Source organism: Streptomyces longispororuber (genome assembly GCF_024448165.1).
Classification (GTDB): domain Bacteria; phylum Actinomycetota; class Actinomycetes; order Streptomycetales; family Streptomycetaceae; genus Streptomyces; species Streptomyces longispororuber_A.
This window is the reverse complement of the sequence record NZ_JAMOLN010000124.1, coordinates 1-15,996: the sequence shown is the minus strand read 5'-3', so window position 1 is coordinate 15,996 and position 15,996 is coordinate 1. Positions and strand designations below refer to the sequence as shown.

The 15,996-nt window shown below is 70.6% G+C and carries 11 protein-coding genes and 1 pseudogene; 3 read left to right on the top strand and 9 right to left on the bottom strand.

What is annotated here, in order from left to right:
• Positions 1–7: 7 nt before the first annotated feature.
• From M4J07_RS29710 to M4J07_RS29700, 3 genes are read right to left on the bottom strand one after another with little or no spacing between them, the layout of a single operon-like run.
• Positions 8–853, bottom strand: coding sequence for a carbohydrate ABC transporter permease (locus M4J07_RS29710; protein ID WP_255976643.1), 846 nt, complete (start codon positions 851–853; stop codon positions 8–10).
• Positions 850–1,806 (bottom strand): carbohydrate ABC transporter permease, encoded by a 957-nt coding sequence (locus tag M4J07_RS29705; RefSeq protein ID WP_255976641.1) that lies wholly within the window; start codon positions 1,804–1,806, stop codon positions 850–852. Before M4J07_RS29705 ends, M4J07_RS29710 begins: the two co-directional genes overlap by 4 nt.
• The gene (locus M4J07_RS29700) at positions 1,803–3,110 is read right to left on the bottom strand and encodes an ABC transporter substrate-binding protein (protein WP_255976639.1); all 1,308 of its coding nucleotides are present in this window, start codon (positions 3,108–3,110) and stop codon (positions 1,803–1,805) included. Before M4J07_RS29700 ends, M4J07_RS29705 begins: the two co-directional genes overlap by 4 nt.
• Before the next feature lie 139 nt (positions 3,111–3,249).
• Between M4J07_RS29700 and M4J07_RS29695 the strand changes: the two genes are divergently transcribed.
• Entirely contained in the window at positions 3,250–4,278 is a 1,029-nt protein-coding gene (locus tag M4J07_RS29695; protein WP_255976637.1) for a LacI family DNA-binding transcriptional regulator, read from the top strand.
• A gap of 72 nt (positions 4,279–4,350) precedes the next feature.
• Here M4J07_RS29695 and M4J07_RS29690 read toward each other — a convergent pair whose 3' ends face one another.
• Positions 4,351–5,379 (bottom strand): terpene synthase family protein, encoded by a 1,029-nt coding sequence (locus M4J07_RS29690; protein WP_255976635.1) that lies wholly within the window; start codon positions 5,377–5,379, stop codon positions 4,351–4,353.
• Positions 5,380–5,751: 372 nt separating this feature from the next.
• Here M4J07_RS29690 and M4J07_RS29685 point away from each other — a divergent pair, with 372 nt between their 5' ends.
• On the top strand, positions 5,752–8,940 hold the full coding sequence (locus M4J07_RS29685; protein ID WP_374215104.1) for a glycosyl hydrolase 115 family protein: 3,189 nt from the start codon (positions 5,752–5,754) through the stop codon (positions 8,938–8,940).
• A gap of 63 nt (positions 8,941–9,003) precedes the next feature.
• Entirely contained in the window at positions 9,004–10,095 is a 1,092-nt protein-coding gene (locus M4J07_RS29680; protein WP_374215103.1) for an endo-1,4-beta-xylanase, read from the top strand.
• Positions 10,096–10,253: 158 nt separating this feature from the next.
• Here the strand turns inward: M4J07_RS29680 and M4J07_RS29675 are convergent, their stop codons facing one another.
• The 5 genes and pseudogenes from M4J07_RS29675 to M4J07_RS29655 all read right to left on the bottom strand — a co-directional run bounded on the left by M4J07_RS29675 (position 10,254) and on the right by M4J07_RS29655 (position 15,976).
• A complete protein-coding gene (locus M4J07_RS29675; RefSeq protein ID WP_255976631.1) occupies positions 10,254–10,952 on the bottom strand; it encodes a GntR family transcriptional regulator in 699 nt (232 codons plus the stop codon).
• Between the two features lie 129 nt (positions 10,953–11,081).
• On the bottom strand, positions 11,082–12,020 hold the full coding sequence (locus tag M4J07_RS29670; RefSeq protein ID WP_255976629.1) for an NAD(P)-dependent oxidoreductase: 939 nt from the start codon (positions 12,018–12,020) through the stop codon (positions 11,082–11,084).
• A gap of 116 nt (positions 12,021–12,136) precedes the next feature.
• Positions 12,137–13,533, bottom strand: a pseudogene (locus M4J07_RS29665) (GntT/GntP/DsdX family permease).
• Positions 13,534–13,648: 115 nt separating this feature from the next.
• Entirely contained in the window at positions 13,649–14,167 is a 519-nt protein-coding gene (locus M4J07_RS29660; protein WP_255976627.1) for a ribose-5-phosphate isomerase, read from the bottom strand.
• Between the two features lie 99 nt (positions 14,168–14,266).
• On the bottom strand, positions 14,267–15,976 hold the full coding sequence (locus M4J07_RS29655; protein ID WP_255976677.1) for a dihydroxyacetone kinase family protein: 1,710 nt from the start codon (positions 15,974–15,976) through the stop codon (positions 14,267–14,269).
• Between the last annotated feature and the right edge of the window lie 20 nt (positions 15,977–15,996).

Genomic DNA, 15,996 nt, shown 5'->3' with positions numbered 1-15,996 from the left:
TGGTCGGTCACTTTCCTCCGACTCCCATCAGCCCCTGGACCAGGGCACGACGGGCGAACAGGTAGACGATCAGGATGGGCAGCATGGACAGCACCACCGCGGCCAGCAGGCCCGGGATGTCGACGCCGTGCTCGGTCTGGAAGTCGTAGAGCCCCATGGTGATGACCTTGGTGCTCGCGGACTGGGTGAGGACCAGCGGGAAGAGGAAGCCGTTCCACGCCTGCAGAGCGGTGAAGACGATGATCGTCGACAGGCCGCTGCGGGACAGGGGGAGGACCAGGCGGAAGAAGATCCGCCGCGGCGACGCGCCGTCCATCGTCATCGCCTCGTAGAGCTCCGGCGTGATGTCGCGCATCGACCCGGTGAGGATCAGCGTGCACACCGGCATGGCGAAGGCGGCCGTCGGCAGGATGACACCGATGAGGTTGTCGTAGAGCCCTGCCTGGCTGATCACGTAGAACATCGGGACGATGACGGCCTGCGCGGGGATGGCGAGGCCGAGCAGGAAGAGCCGGAAGACGCCGCTCGTGAGCCGGCCGCGCCCCCGCACGATCGCGTACGCGAGCGGTGGCACGAGCAGCAGGACGATGCCGACCACGCAGACGGTGACGACCACGGTGTTGACGAAGTACTGGCCGAAACCGTTGTTGAAGTCGTCGATGTAGTTGTCGAGCGTGAAGTGCCGCGGCAGCGACAGGGGGCCGTTGGCGGCGTAGTCCGCGCGGGACTGGAAGGTGGCGACCAGCATCACGTACAGCGGCAGGCCGACCAGGAAGAGCCAGATCAACGACCCGAAGCCGGCCAGGAAGTTGGGCCTTTCCCGGCGTACGGTCCGGGTTGCGGCATGTGTCACAGGCCCTCCATGGTGCTGCGCATCTTGTCGTAGCCCGACAGCCGGACCATGACCAGCGAGATGACCGTGGCGACCAGGACCAGGAGCAGTCCGACGGCGGACGCCGTCCCGTAGTCGAAGCTCTTGAAGGCCTTTTGGTACATGTAGTACGCGCTGATGGTGGTGTCCGTGCCGGGGCCGCCCTGGGTGAGGATCAGGACGGTGTCGAACGTGGTCAGGCCGCCGACCACCATCAGGATCATCGAGGTGATGATGCTGTTGCGCAGCTGCGGCAGGGTGATGTGGAAGAACTGGCGGACCGTGCCCGCGCCGTCGATCTGTGCCGCCTGGTACAGGACCTGGGGCACGGCTCGGGCCGCGCCCTGGTAGATCAGCGTGTGCAGGGGTGTGAACTGCCAGGTGCTGACGAAGACGAGGACGCCGATGGCGCTGGCCTGGTGACCGAAGAGGTTGCCGTCGCCGAACAGCCAGCTGGCCTGCGCCGGGACGCCGAAGTTCGGGTCGAGGACCGCGCGCCACAGTACGGAGACGGCGGCGACGGACAGCAGCAGCGGCACGAAGTAGATGGCGGACAGGATGGCCCGGTTGCGCTGGTGGCCGGCCGCCCAGACGCCGAGGAGGATGCTCAGCGGGGTCTGCACGGCGACGCCGAGCACGGTCAGCAGGACGCTCAGCCAGAGGCTCTGGATGAGCACCGGGTCGTCGAAGAGCTTCTTCCAGTTGTCGAGCCCGGCGAACTCCGGGTCGCTCAGGCCGTTCCACGTCGCGAACGACAGGACGGCCACCAGGATGAGAGGGACAAGGGCGAACAGGCCGAAGAAGACCGCGGCGGGGGCCGCCCAGCCGAAGCCGGGGCGGCCCACGCCGACGACGCCGTCACGGCGGTCCGTGGGCGTCGTGCGCGGTGCGATCTCTTCGTCCTGCTCGTTCCGGACGAGGGTCTTGGTGCTCATGAGGTCGGCAGTGCCTGCATCGCCTTGATGAAACCGCCCTCGTCCAGCTGGCCGTTGAAGAACTGCTGGATCGCCTGGTACATCGAGGTCGCCGCGGACTGCGGGTAGGCCTGGTCCCACGACAGCTGGAAGGCGGGGGCCTTCTCGACCAGCTCGTACTGGAACTTGGCGTAGCCCGGGCTGGCGGCCTTCTGCAGGAAGAGGGGGGTGTTCGTGGTGGTGGGCAGGTTGCCGATGCCGAGCTGCGCCTTCACGAACTCGTCCGAGTACTGGAGCTTGAGGAACTCGGCGACGGCCTCGGGGTGCTCGGTCTTCTTGAGGACCGAGTAGAAGTTGTTGGTGTTGCCGACGAGGTCACTGGCGTCGCCCTTGCCGCCCTTGACGGTCGGGAAGGCGGTGTAGCCGAGGTCCTTCTTGGCGAACTCGGGGTGGGCGTCCTGCTGGGTCGAGTACTCCCAGGAGCCCATCAGCTCGAATCCGGCCTTGCCCGTCGCGAGCAGCGTGGGGGAGCCCTGGTCGGTGAACTTCACCGAGTCGAAGTTGGTGCCGAACGCTCCGGCGTCCACCAGGTCCCTGATCATGCCGAGCGCCTTCTTGCTGTCGGCGCTCTCCCAGGCGGCCTTGTCCCCGTCGAGGGCCTTCTGGAACAGGCCGGGCCCGGCGACGCGGTCGAAGAGGTACTCGAACCACATCAGGGTCGGCCAGCGGTCGCCGCCGCCGAGCGCGATGGGCGTGACGCCCTTCGCCTTGATCGCCTTGACCGCGTGCAGGAGCTCGTCCCAGGTCTTGGGCGGCTTCACGCCGGCGTCCTCGAGGACCTGCTTGTTGTGGAAGAACAGGACCGGCTGGGTGCCGCGCATGGGGACGCCGTACGGCTTGCCGTCGATCTCCGCGCTGTTGAAGACCGAGGGGAGGAACCGCGTCTTGAGCTCCGGGTCCTTGGCGATGAAGTCGTCCAGCGGCATCAGCAGGTCCGCGTCGACGAACGGCTTGATGCTGCCGCCGCCCCAGTTGAAGAAGACGTCGGGCGCCTGCTTGCTGTTGATGACGGTCTGCAGCTTGGCCTGGTAGTCCGCGCCGGGGATGGTGTCCAGGACCGCCTTCACCTTCGACTGCTTGTTGAAGGTGGCGATCAGCTGCTTCTCGACCTTGTTGGCCGCGTCCCCGTAAACGAGGATGTGGATCTTGCCGTCGTCGCTGCCGGCCGTGCCGGAGCCGGTGCCGCAGCCGGACAGGGAGAGCAGCAGGGCCAGCGCCGCACCGCCGACTATCGCGGTTCTGGGCATCCGTGCGCGTAGGGTCATTGCCTCGCCTCTCGAAACTGTTTCGGCAACATCGCCGAAAGTTCACGAGTCGGGACGCTAAATCTCACCCGGTGGGCGGTCAACCCCGCTACGCCGAGTTATCAAAGCGTTATGACGCTGAGGCGCCTGACCATGCCTTATGCTCCAGGGCATGCGTGATGACGAGGAGTTGGGTCGCGTCACCCTGGCAGAGGTGGCCCAGAAGGCTGGCGTCTCCATTTCGACAGTTTCGAAAGTGCTCAACGGCAGGCAGGACGTGGCCGCCCCGACCCGGGTCAAGGTGGAGCGTCTCCTGGAGCGGCACTCCTACCGGCGCACGACCCGAGCCGCCCGCGAGGCGCCGCTCATCGAGCTGGTCTTCCACGAGCTGGACAGCATCTGGGCGATGGAGCTGATCCGCGGCGTGGAGAACGTCGCCAAGGCCCACCAGGCCAGCGTGGTGCTGACGGAGAGCGGCACCCGGCACGCGCCCGACCCCGAGTGGATCGAGGGGGTCATGCAGCGCAGGCCGCGCGGTGTGGTGCTCGTCTTCTCGGCGCTTCCCGCGGAGGTCAAGGCGCGGCTGCGCTCGCGCTCCATCCCGTTCGTGATAGTCGACCCGGCCGGCGGCCCCGAACCGGATGTGCCGTCCGTCGGCTCGGCGAACTGGAACGGCGGGCTCGTCGCCACCCGGCACCTGCTGGAAATGGGGCACCGCCGCATCGGGATCATCACCGGCCCCGACGACATGCTGTGCTCCCTGGCCCGCCTCGACGGCTACCGCTCGGCGCTCAGCATGGCGGGCATCCAGGCCGACCCCGAGCTCGTGCGCTACGGCGACTTCCACGTCGAAGGCGGCTTCAAGCGCGCCCTGGAACTCCTCGACCTGCCCGAGCCGCCCACGGCGGTCTTCGCGGGCAGCGACCTTCAGGCGCTCGGCGTTCTGGAGGCGGCCCGGGTCCGGGAGTTGCGCGTCCCACAGGACCTCTCGGTGGTCGGCTACGACGACGTGCCGGTCGCCCAATGGGCGAGCCCGGCCCTGACCACGGTGCACCAGCCGCTGCGGGAAATGGCCGAGGAAGCCGTGCAGATGCTCATGCGGCTGAGCGTCCAGGAGCCGGTGACCACCCGCCTCGAACTCGCCACCAGCCTCGTCGTCCGCAAGAGCACGGCGCCGCCGGCCCTCTGACGCGCCCCGCCCGCCGCCCGCTCGACGTGCGGGGCGCAGGCGTCCCCGTCCGCGCACCGGACAGGTGCATCGTCAGCTGACGCGCCCCGACTGCCGGCGTCGGTAGCGAACGGTCTCCAGGGACCAGTCCAGGTTGCCGCGCATCCACGAGCGCATGGCGTGCGCGTACCGTTCCAGGTCGGATGCGTGGTGAGGGGGAAGGTTCAAGTCCGTGAGCAGGCGGTCGAGTCCGGCCTCCAGGTCCTGATACCGGCGGACGTCGTCGGCGACCGTCTCCTGCGCTCGGCGCACCGCCTCGGCGAAGCTCAGCCGCTCGGTCTCCTGGAGGAGCACCAGCAGGTTCACGTCGCCGTGGCCGCGGTCCTTGTCGTACGAGAGCACCTCGTTGACCAGAACGACGACATCACTGCAGAGCCGTCGCATGGTCTGGATCGCCTCGCTACGGAAGGCGGAGTGGGGCAGCGCGAAACGGCCGCAGGGTTCGGCCAGGTCCAGGGACATCCACACGCCGATCGAGTGGCGGCGCATCTCGAGGTACGTGTCGATGGCGGGCGTGCGGCCGAGCACGCGGTTCGCCGCCTCCCACTGGTACGACCGCAGGTACACCTCGACATCGCTGTGGAACCGCGTGCGCCAGGACGGGGAGGTGTGGGCCACCGAGCGGCGGCACAGATCGAGGAATCCCCGCAGCAGCGGCATGTCGCCGTCGTGTGGGCCACGGCCGTCGTACATGGCGGCGATCAGGGTTTCGGTCAGTCCGCCGACGGCGAGCAGATCCCTTCCGAACGGCCCGTCGAAGAGGTCGTCGAAGGTGAAGAACCACATCATCCACTGCACGGTGAGGTCGAGCTCCGGGCCCTCCGCACGCGGATAGGCGTGTCCTGCCAGGCGGTCGTACCGCGGCGCGGCAAGCGCACGCCGCTCGACCGGGCCCGGAGTGAGGCCCGTCTCCCGTGCCCAGCGCAGACCCGCACGCCCGGCCCGTTCGGTGTCCGGATTCAGCTCCGTCGGAAACGGGATGGAGAAGTGCGGCGGCCGGCGCTCGGGGACGGCCGCCGCGCCGTCGCGGGCCGCTGGAGTGGAGCCCGTGCCACGGTGCATGGCCGGCCGGGCGGCCGAAGTCCCGGGCCCGGTGGGGCCGGAGGGGATCGTCGGGTGGTGGGAGGCGCCCGGTGAGGAGCCGCTGGGGGAAGGGATGTGTGTCAATCGTCCGGCTCCGTCCGACAGTTGCCCGCTGGCGAGCCCGAGTCGGGCCGGCGCCTTGTGCCAAGTGAGGCTCTCCCGTGCGATGCCCACCGACTCCACGGCCCGTGCGGATCACTCGAACGAGGCGCTTCCCTGTCGCTGAGGTTCCCCCGGCGCGACATCGAAAATATTTCGCTCGTGTCGCGCCATTGTTTCGAAGCCGTGGTGTCCTCCAAGATCTGTCCAGCGCGCGTCACATGGCGCGCTGAACAGAGCTGGAGGACAGTCATGGCCCGGAGCGCATCCGATCATCCTCGCCGGAGAGCCGTTCTCGGCGCCGGAATGGGCGTCATGGGCGGAGCACTCGCACTGACAAGTTTCGAAGCGGTCACCGATACGGTCGGAAACGCCGAGGCGGCCGTGGGCGGGGCACCCCGGCTCACCGACGGCGGCTCGTACGTCTCGTTCAAGCCGAGCCCCGGGGCGTTCGCTCTCGTGCGGCACGGCAGGGCCACCGCCGTCGTCGTGGACGCGGACGACCATTCCGGAGTGGTCCGGGTGGCCGGCGACCTGTGCGACGACATCGAGCGTGTCACCGGCGTCCGGCCTGCCGTGCACAAGACGCGTGACGGGCAGGTGCCGGCCGGTGAGCACGAGGTGATCCTGGTCGGCACCCTGGGGCGCAGCGCGCTCATCGGCCGCCTCGTCGACGACGCGACGCTCGACGCGACGGGCGTGACGGGGCGCTGGGAGACGTCCCTGCAGGCGGTCGTCGACCATCCCCTGCCCGGTGTCGAGCGCGCCTTCGTCATCGCGGGCAGCGACCCACGGGGCACCGTCTTCGGCGCGTACGACGTCAGCCGGGGCATCGGCGTCTCGCCCTGGTACTGGTGGGACGACGTCCCGCCGACCCGCCGCGACGCGCTGTACGTGGAACCCGGGCGCTACACGCAGGGAACGCCCAGGGTGCGGTACCGCGGCGTCTTCATCAACGACGAGAACCCCTCCCTCGGCACCTGGGCCCCGGCCCACTTCGGCCCCGGGAAGGCCGACGGTTACCCCGGTGGCCTGAACGCCGACTTCTACGCGAGGGTCTTCGAACTACTGCTGCGCCTCAAGGCGAACTACCTGTGGCCGGCCGTGTGGGGACGGGCGTTCGCCGAGGACGACCCGGAGAACCACGCCCGCGCCCAGGAGTACGGCATCGTGATCGGCACCTCCCACGAGGCGCCCATGATGCGCGGCATCGAGGAGTGGAACCGGCATGCCGTCGCCGCGGTCCGCGACGCCGACGGGAAGATCACCACACCGGGCCACGACCCGTACGGCGGCACCGGAGAGTGGTCGTTCCGTCGCAACGCCGAGGCCATCAAGGAGTACTGGCGCGACGGCATCCGCCGCATGGTGGACCAGGACTTCGAAGGCGTCGTCACCCTCGGCATGCGCGGCAACGGCGACGTCAGCCTCCCCGACGGCGACGGCATCGAGCTCATGCAGGAGATCGTCGCCGCGCAGCGCACCATCCTCGCCGAGATCACGGGCAAGGACCTCACCGACATCCCCCAGGTGTGGACGCTGTACAAGGAGGTGCAGCGCTACTGGGCGCGCGGACTGCGCGTGCCCGAGGACGTGACCGTCGTGCTGTGCGACGACAACTGGGGCAACATCCGCCGCCACCCCGACCCCGCTGAACCCCCTCGCTCGGGCGGGTACGGCCTCTACCACCACTTCGACTACGTCGGTGTCGGTCGCAACTACAAGTGGGTGGACACGGCATCGCTGCCGAACCTGTGGGACCAACTGCGGCAGGCCGTCGCGTACGGCAACCACCAGCTGTGGATGGTCAACGTGGGCGACCTGAAGGGCAACGAACTGCCCACGCAGTTCTTCCTCGACTACGCCTGGAATCCCGCCCGCTGGGAGATCGACGCACTCGACGCCTGGCAACGGGGCTACGCGCGGCAGAACTTCGGCGAGGCCCAGGCCCCGGCGATCTCCGAAGTGCTCACCGAGTACGGACGGTTGCAGTCCCTGCGCAAGCCCGAACTCCTCAACCGGCGCATCACCCTCGCGCCCGGCAAGGATCCGGCCACCGACGCGTCGGCGATCGTGTACGACGACACGGCGACGCCCTTCTCCCTGGACCACTTCCAGGAGCTGGAGCGCGTGACGCAGCGGTGGCGCGACCTCGCCGAGCGCGCGGAACGCATCGCACGCCGACTGCCCGCGGACCGCCAGGACGCCTGGTTCGAGCTGGTCGGCTACGAGGTCACGGCGACGGCCAACGTGTACGCCCTGCGCGAGGCCGAGTTCACCAACCTCCGGTACGCGGCCCAGGGCCGGGCCGCCACGAACGCACTCGCGGCCCGCACCGAAGCCGCGCTCGACCGCGACCTCGCCCTCGGCGAACGATTCAACTCCCGCATAGCCGACGGTAAATGGAAAGGGTTCCAGACGCAGCCGCACATCGGCTACGGCGACGTCGCCCGCTACGGACCCAACGCGCCCTGGCAGCAGCCCGAGGCGAACAACGTGGCCCTGCCCGACGAGATCTACCCGGCCGTACGACGCATCGACATCCCCGCCGGCGCCGCCCTCGGCGTCGCCCTGTCCGGCACCGACGCCTGGTGGCCCCAGGCGGACGAGCCCGCCGTCCTCTCGCCGCTCAGCCGCTACGGCACCGCCCCGAGCCCCTACGTGGAGGTCTTCAACCGCGGCGCCGCCGCCTTCGCCTATCGCGTCGAGGCATCGGTACCGTGGCTGCGCGTCGACCACCCGCACGGCCGCATCGACCGCCAGACCCGCCTCACCGTGAGCGCCGACTGGCACCGGGCACCGCGCGGAACCGCACGACCGACGCTGACGGTGCACGGCCCGGACGGCGCCCGCGTCACGGTCGTCGTCCCCGTCGAGAACCCCGACACCAGCGGGTTGCGCGGCTTCGTCGAAGCGGGTGGATACATCGCCATCGACGCCGAGCACACCGATCGCAGGATCGGCGCGGACGGCGTCGACTGGCAGTTGGTCGACGGCATCGGACGCGATCTGGCCGGTCTCACCCCCGTACCGGTCACCGCCCCGAGCGTCACCGCGGGCGGGCGCTCACCGCGACTGGAGTACGACATCAGCCTGCTGGGCGACCGCGAAGTGACGCTGTGGGCGTACCTGTCACCGCGTAACCCCACACTCTCCGGCCAGGGCCTGCGCTACGCCGTCTCGTTCGACGACGACGCGCCGCGGACCGTCGACATCATCGCCGCCACGGGTTCCGACGACGGCACCATGAATCCGCAGTGGGCCCGCAACACCTCCGACAACATCAACCGCACGGCGACCCGGCACACCCTCTCCGCCGGAGTGCACCGGCTGCGGTTCTGGATGGTCGACCCGACCGTGGTGGTGCAGCGGCTGATCGTCGACACCGGCGGGCTGCCGGACACCTACCTCGGCCCGCCCGAGAGCCACCGCCTCCGCTGAGGCGGTCCCGCACCACCGATCCGTTCCTTCCTGATTCCTCAACCCCCTTACCAGGAGGCTCCTTTGTCATCCAGACGCACAGCGCCGGCACTGTTCGCCGGAGCGGCCACCCTGCTGCTCCTCGGCTCGGCATCGGCGACGGCCGCGCCCGCCCACGCAGACCACCACGCCACCCTGCGCGCCCTCGCGGCACCCCACGATCTCAAGGTCGGCACGGCGGTCGACGTCTCCGCGCTCTCCGACGACATCGCCTATCGGGCCGTGGCGGGCCGGGAGTTCAACTCCGTGACCGCCGAGAACGTCATGAAGTGGGAGGTCGTCGAGCCCACCCGCGGCACGTACGACTGGTCGCAGGCCGACGCCCTCGTCGACTTCGCCCGGAGCCACCACCAGTCGGTGCGCGGCCACACCCTGCTGTGGCACAACCAGCTCCCGGCCTGGCTCACCTCCGGTGTCGCCGACGGCTCGATCGACGCCCCCGAACTGCGCCGCATCCTGCGCGACCACATCACGGCCGAGGTCAAGCACTTCAAGGGCCGCATCTACCAATGGGACGTCGTCAACGAGATCTTTGAGGAGGACGGCTCCTACCGGGACTCCCTCTGGCTGCGCACACTCGGCCCTTCCTACGTCGCCGACGCGTTCCGCTGGGCACACGCGGCCGACCCCAAGGCGAAGCTCTTCCTCAACGACTACAACGTCGAGGGCGTCAACGCGAAGTCGACCGCCTACTACGACCTCGCCAAGAAGCTGCGCGCACAGGGCGTTCCCGTCCAGGGGCTGGGAATCCAGGGCCACCTGGACATCCAGTACGGCTTCCCCGCCGACGTCCAGCAGAACCTGGAGCGGTTCGCGGCGCTCGGCATGCAGACCGCGTTCACCGAGGTCGACGTGCGCATGACCCTGCCCGCCGGCGACACCGAGAGGGCCCGGCAGGCCGACGACTACCGCCGCCTCCTTGACGCCTGCCTCGCCGTGCGCTCCTGCACGTCTTTCACGGTGTGGGGCTTCAGCGACAAGTACTCCTGGGTGCCGGGCACGTTCCCCGGACAGGGCGCCGCCAATATCCTCGACGAGAACTTCGTGGCCAAGCCGGCCTACACCGCACTGGCCGATGAGCTGAGGACGACCCGACCGACAGGTCACAGGCCGTGACGTGGTCCGCCACAGAGACGGCCGGAGCAGGAGATCGGAGACTGTCGTGAGAGCAGACCTCGTGCGTCGATGATCCAGGTCTCGAGCCGGGCCGCCTCGGGTTCTCCCGAGGCGGCCTTCGAAGCGCGGCCTGTCTCCGGAACAGCGGTTCCCGGAGGCTAGGCCGGGTCAGCCGCGGACTGCCCGAACGACCGGTGGGCCACGCCCTGCAGATGGGTGCGCATCGCCGCTTCGCACGCCGCCGCGTCGTTCTCCTCGAAGGCCCGCAGCACCGCGGAGTGCTCGGCGAGCGCCTCCTCCGTGTCGTTGATGCGGCCACCGGTGAAGCGCCGGAAGCGCTGGACGTGCGCTCCCAGCGGGTCGATGGCAGCAGAGAGGAAGCGGTTGTCCGCCGCCGCGGCGATGGCGGCGTGGAAGGCGGAGTCGGCCTGCATGTAGGCGCGGAAGTCGTCCGTCTCCTGCTGGTCCGCCGCGGCCGCCATCTCCTTGTGGTGCTCGGCCAGGATCCGTGCGGTTCCGGCCGCGTCCCGTTCGCAGGCCTGGCGCGCACTGTAGGGCTCGATGAGCAGCCGGGCCGCCATGAGCTCACGGAATCCGCTGTCGTCCAGCAGCGGAGCCACGGTGTAACCGCGGTGCGGCACGCGCTGCACGAGCCCCGTGTTCTCCAGCTTGGCCAGCGCCTCGCGGAGCGGTGTCGGCGAGACACCCCAGTCCTTGGCGATGGTGTCGATGCGCAGCGGCGTACCCGGATCCAGGCCTTCGTCGAGGATGAGAGCCAGCAGGGCCTCGTACGCCTCGTCCATCAGGACCGTCCTGCCGAGCCCGGCCGGACGCACCTGCCTGCCGACTGCTCCCATCCCCGTCGCCTCTTTCCGATGTGGTCCCCGCTGTGGGGCCTGTTGTCCCTGCTGAACGCGCCCCATGCCGCGGCAGTCAGCTTATCCGGGGGAGGGGTCCGCCCGGTGCGGGGACCTGCTGACGTCGGCTCACTTCGCGGTGCGCGGCGAGAGCAGCGTCACGAGTGCGGAGTCGTCCTGCGCGCCCAGGCCCTGGCTCATGGCGAGCTGGTAGAGCTGGTCCGCGGCGGCCGCGACCGAGGTGGCCACGCCGGCCTTCTTGGCGAGGGACACCACGATGTTCATGTCCTTGCGGATGATGTCGAGCCGGGACCGCAGCTCGGGACCGCCGGTGCCGTCCTCGGCGACCTCGTACTGCTGGACCATGCGCGGACCGCGGTCGGCGAGCATGAACGACGCGGCCGCGCCCTGGCCGAGGACGTCGACGGCGCGGTCCAGGTCGATGCCGAGCGCGCGGGCCAGTGCGAGGGACTCCGCGGCGGCCGCGGTGTGGATGCCGCACAGCAGCTGGTTGACGGTCTTCATGATCTGGCCGTCGCCGGTGCGCGGGCCGACGATGTGCAGGGTCGAGGCGAGCCGGTCCAGGACCGGGCGGGCGGCGTCGAGGGCGGTGTCGTCGGCACCGACCATGATCAGCAGATCGCCGGTGCCGGCCCGCACAGCGCCGCCGCTGACGGGGGCGTCGACGAGGTGCACGCCCTGCTCGGCGAGACGGGCCGCCACGGACTGGACGGCGTCGACCCCGACCGTGGAGGTGACGACGACGACCGCGCCCTCGCGCAGCGTGTCCGCGGCGCCCTGCTCGACGAGGCCGCCGCCGAACAGGCAGGACTCCAGCTGCTCCTGGTCGCGTACGGCGATGACGACGACGTCGGCGCCCTTCGCGGCGACGGCGGGCGTGGCGGCGGGGGTGGCGCCGGCCTCGGCGGCGAGGGTGCGGCGCTCCTCGAAGACGTCGAAGGCGTGGACCGGGAAGGCGGCGGACAGGCGGGTGGCCATGGGCAGGCCCATGGCGCCGAGGCCGAGGACCGCGGTGACGGGGGCGGAGGCGGTGGTGTCAGTGGACATGAGGAGCTTCTTCCGTGCGGGCTGCGGCCCGACGGGGCCGCGGGAACAGTGTCTCTCCGCGTCTGGTGAGCGACGGCCACGACCCACGCGAGAGGGAGGCCGGGGCTGTCGCGGTGTCAGACGAGGACGGCGTACATGAGGAGTGACATGGCCAGGCCCATCACGGCGACGATCGTCGAGAGCACGGACCACGTCTTGATGTTCTGGGCGACGCTCATGCCGAAGTACTCCTTCGACAGCCAGAAGCCGGCGTCGTTGACGTGCGAGAAGAACAGCGAGCCGGCGCCGACGGCCAGCGCGATGAGGGACGCCTCCACGGTCGGGGCACCCGCTGCCATGGGCGCCATGATGCCTGCGGCGGCCGTGGTGGCGACGGTGGCCGAGCCGGTGGCCAGGCGGATCAGGACGGCCAGCAGCCAGCCGAGGACCAGGATCGGCATGTGCGCCTCGGCGGCGGCCTTGCCGATGGCGTCCGCGACGCCGGTGTCCACGATGAGCTGCTTGAAGCCGCCGCCCGCGCCGACGATGAGGAGGATGCCGGCGACGGCCGGCAGCCCCGCGGTGACGAGGGTGCGGACCTCGGCCCGGCTCCGGCCCAGACCCCAGCCGAAGACGACCATGGCGAAGAGCACGGCGATGAACATCGCCACGAGCGGGGTGCCGAGGAAGTCGAGCAGGTGGTTGTACCAGGCGTCGCCGGGGAAGGCGATGTCGGCGATCGACTTGGCGAGCATCAGGACGACCGGCAGGGCGATCGCGCCGAGCGAGGTGCCGAATCCGGGGGTGCGGGCCTGCGTGCCCTCCGTGGCCCGGGCCGTCATCAGCGACTCGACCAGCTCGGCGGGAGCCTCGGTGCGCACGTGCCGGGCGATGAACTTCGCGTACAGCGGTCCCGCGACGATCACCGTGGGGATCGCGGCGATGATGCCGAGCCCGAGCGGGTGCCTATGTCGGCCTTGAGCGCGCTGACCGCGACGAGCGGGCCGGGGTGCGGCGGCACGAAGGCGTGCAGGGTGCCGAGTCCGGCCAGGGCCGGGACGGCCAGCAGGACCAGCGGCGTACGGGTGCGCTTGGCCATGACCACGATGATCGGGATCAGCAGGACGAGGCCGACCTCGAAGAACATGGGCAGTCCGATGATCGCGGCGATCAGCGCCATGGACCACGGGAGGACGCGCGGGCCGGAGCGTGAGCCGATGGTGTCGACGATGCGGTCGACGCCTCCGGAGTCCGCGAGCAGTTTGCCGAGGATCGCGCCGAGAGCGATCAACGCGCCGGTGGAGCCCAGGGTCGTGCCCATGCCGGTGCTGAACGACTCGACGACCTTGGCCAGTTCGGTGCCCGAGCCGACGCCCAGGACGATGGATCCGGCGATCAGGGCGATGAAGGGGTGGAAGTCGAAGAGCGTGATGAGCGAGACGATCACGGCGATGGCGACGGCCACCATGACGATGAGTCTTGTGTCGTGCCCGGTCCACGGTGCGGCCGCCAGTGGCACGGCGAGCGAGGCCATCATGCGGGGTTGTCCTTACGTCGTTGTAAGAGGTACGGGGAAGGAAGGGCGAAGAGGGGGCCGGAGGGTCTCGTCCGGCGGCGGTCAGCCGGTGGGGTGCCGTACGGACCGCGGCTCAGCAGCCGGAGCGGACCTCGCCCGTGACGTCGGCGGCGCCGGTGTCGTAGGCGTCGAGGGTCTGGACCTTGTCGCCGGAGGGGGACGAGGCGTCGAACCGGTAGCCGAGCCACTCACGGACCAGGCGGCGGGCCAGTTCGAGACCGATCACGCGCTGGCCCATGGTGAGGACCTGGGCGTTGTTGCTGAGCACGGCCCGTTCGACGGAGAAGCTGTCGTGGGCGGTGACGGCGCGGATGCCGCGCACCTTGTTGGCGCTGATGGCGACGCCCAGGCCGGTGCCGCAGAACAGCAGCGCCCGGTCCGCGGTGCCGTCGGCCACGAGGCGTGCCGCCGCGACGCCGATGTGCGGGTAGGCGGTGTGCTCGTCCTCTCCGACACCGACGTCCTTGACGGAGGCGACGCGCGGGTCGGCCTCGAGGTCGGCCTTGAGGGCTTCCTTGTACGCGTAGCCGGCGTCGTCGCTGCCGATGACGATGTGCAGCGGGGCAGAGGTGGTGTGGTCGGGGTGACCCATCGTCGTTCCTGTTCTCGGGGTGCGGGACTGCAAGGGAGCAGTGGGGGAGTGGTGCGGGGGTGATGCTCGGTACGTCGCTGCTCGGTGCCGGCCCGGGTGCTACTTCGCGAGCAGCTCGGCGACGGTGCGCGCGCACAGGGCCAGCGAGAGGGCGCCGGCGTCGGGCGTGCCGACGCTGCGCTCGGCCAGGGGCCGCGCGCGGCCCAGGCGGGGGGTGAGCGCGGCGGTCGCGTCGGCGGCGACGGTCGCCTCGGTGGCGGCCCGGCCGAAGGCGTCCACCGCGTGGTCGGCGCGGCCGACGGCCGCGGTGAAGGTGTCCACGAGCGGGGCGAGGGCGTCCACGAGCGTCTTGTCGCCGGGCTTGGCACCGCCGAGGGACGTGACGGCGTCGAAGGCGGCGCGGGCGCCGGTGGCCGCACGCACCGCGTCGACCGGTCCGGTGTCGCCGAGTTCCTGGGCGAAGGCACGCAGCCCCACGCCCCACAGCACCCCGGAGGTGCCGCCCGCTTCGTCGGCCCAGGCGTCGGCGGCGGCGCTGAGCAGCGAGCGTGCGCCCGCCGCACGGGAGTCGGCCTGCTCGGCGGCGCGCACGGCGGCGTCGACGCCCTTGGTCATGCCGCGCCCGTGGTCGCCGTCGCCCGCCACCGCGTCGATGCGGCCGAGTTCGGGAGCGGCATCGTGCAGTGCGGCCCGCAGGGCTCGCAGGGCGGCGAGGATCGTGGCCGCGGCGCGGCGTGAGGGCTCGTCGCCCTGGACGACGGGGAGGTCGGGCACGGCCGCGGGCAGCGTGCGCGCCTCGGCCAGGACCTCGGGCAGGGGAATGCGGCGGAAGCCGGGGGCGTCGGCGGGCGCGCACCACCAGCGCTCCAGGTCGTCGTCGAGCCACATCAGGGTCAGTGAGCAGGCGGCCATGTCCAGGCTGGTGACGAGTTCGCCGACCTCGGGCCGTACGACGGTGAGCCCGGCCGCGCCGAGGGCCTCGGACACGTGGCCCCACAGGAGGAACAGCTCCTCGTACTTGGTGGCGCCGAGGCCGTTGAGGATCGCGGCGACGCGCGTGCCGGCCGTGGCGGGGCGCTCGGTGAGCAGCCGGTCGACGAGGATGCGGGCGATGGTCGGGGCGTCGGCCATGTCGGTGTCCTCGACGCCGGGTTCGCCGTGGATGCCGAGGCCGATGGCCATCTTTCCGTCGGGCACGGTGAACAGCGGGGCGTCGGCGCCGGGCATCGTGCAGCCGGCGAAGGCGATGCCGAAGGAGTACGTGGCGGCGTTGGCGTGGCGGGCCGCGGCCTCGACGGCGTCCAGGGCGAGGCCTTCCTCCGCCGCGGCGCCCGCGACCTTGAAGACCGTGAAGTCGCCCGCAATACCGCGCCGTTCACCGTCCCGCTCGGCGGGTGCGCTGGCGATGTCGTCGGTGACGAGCACCGTGCGGGTGTCGGTGCCCGCGTCACGCAGCCGGGCCTGCGCCATGCCGAAGTTCATGCGGTCGCCCGCGTAGTTGCCGAAGCAGTAGAGGACGCCGCCGCCGGCGTCGGCGGCCCGGGCGACCGACTCCGCCTGGCGGCTGGAGGGCGAGGTGAAGATGTTGCCGACGACGGCGCCGGCGGCGAGTCCGCTGCCGACCAGTCCGCTGAAGGCCGGGTAGTGGCCGGACCCTCCGCCCACGACGACGGCGACCTGACCCGGGGGAAGCGCCTTGCCGCGTATGACGCCGCCGGGCACGAGGGTGACGTGCTCGGGGTAGGCGGCGGCGAATCCGCGCAGCTGGTCCTCGCTGAAGCGGGCGGGGTCGGCGTACAGCCTGGTCATGGCGGGTTGTTCCTTGTCGG

Excerpts from the sequence above, each read along its gene's own strand:
- M4J07_RS29695 (WP_255976637.1), top strand. The coding sequence starts at position 3,250 with ATGCTCCAGGGCATGCGTGATGACGAGGAGTTGGGTCGCGTCACCCTG.
- M4J07_RS29705 (WP_255976641.1), bottom strand. The coding sequence starts at position 1,806 with ATGAGCACCAAGACCCTCGTCCGGAACGAGCAGGACGAAGAGATCGCA.
- M4J07_RS29675 (WP_255976631.1), bottom strand. The coding sequence starts at position 10,952 with ATGGGAGCAGTCGGCAGGCAGGTGCGTCCGGCCGGGCTCGGCAGGACG.
- M4J07_RS29660 (WP_255976627.1), bottom strand. The coding sequence starts at position 14,167 with ATGGGTCACCCCGACCACACCACCTCTGCCCCGCTGCACATCGTCATC.
- M4J07_RS29685 (WP_374215104.1), top strand. The coding sequence starts at position 5,752 with ATGGCCCGGAGCGCATCCGATCATCCTCGCCGGAGAGCCGTTCTCGGC.
- M4J07_RS29690 (WP_255976635.1), bottom strand. The coding sequence starts at position 5,379 with ATGCACCGTGGCACGGGCTCCACTCCAGCGGCCCGCGACGGCGCGGCG.
- M4J07_RS29700 (WP_255976639.1), bottom strand. The coding sequence starts at position 3,110 with ATGACCCTACGCGCACGGATGCCCAGAACCGCGATAGTCGGCGGTGCG.
- M4J07_RS29670 (WP_255976629.1), bottom strand. The coding sequence starts at position 12,020 with ATGTCCACTGACACCACCGCCTCCGCCCCCGTCACCGCGGTCCTCGGC.
- M4J07_RS29655 (WP_255976677.1), bottom strand. The coding sequence starts at position 15,976 with ATGACCAGGCTGTACGCCGACCCCGCCCGCTTCAGCGAGGACCAGCTG.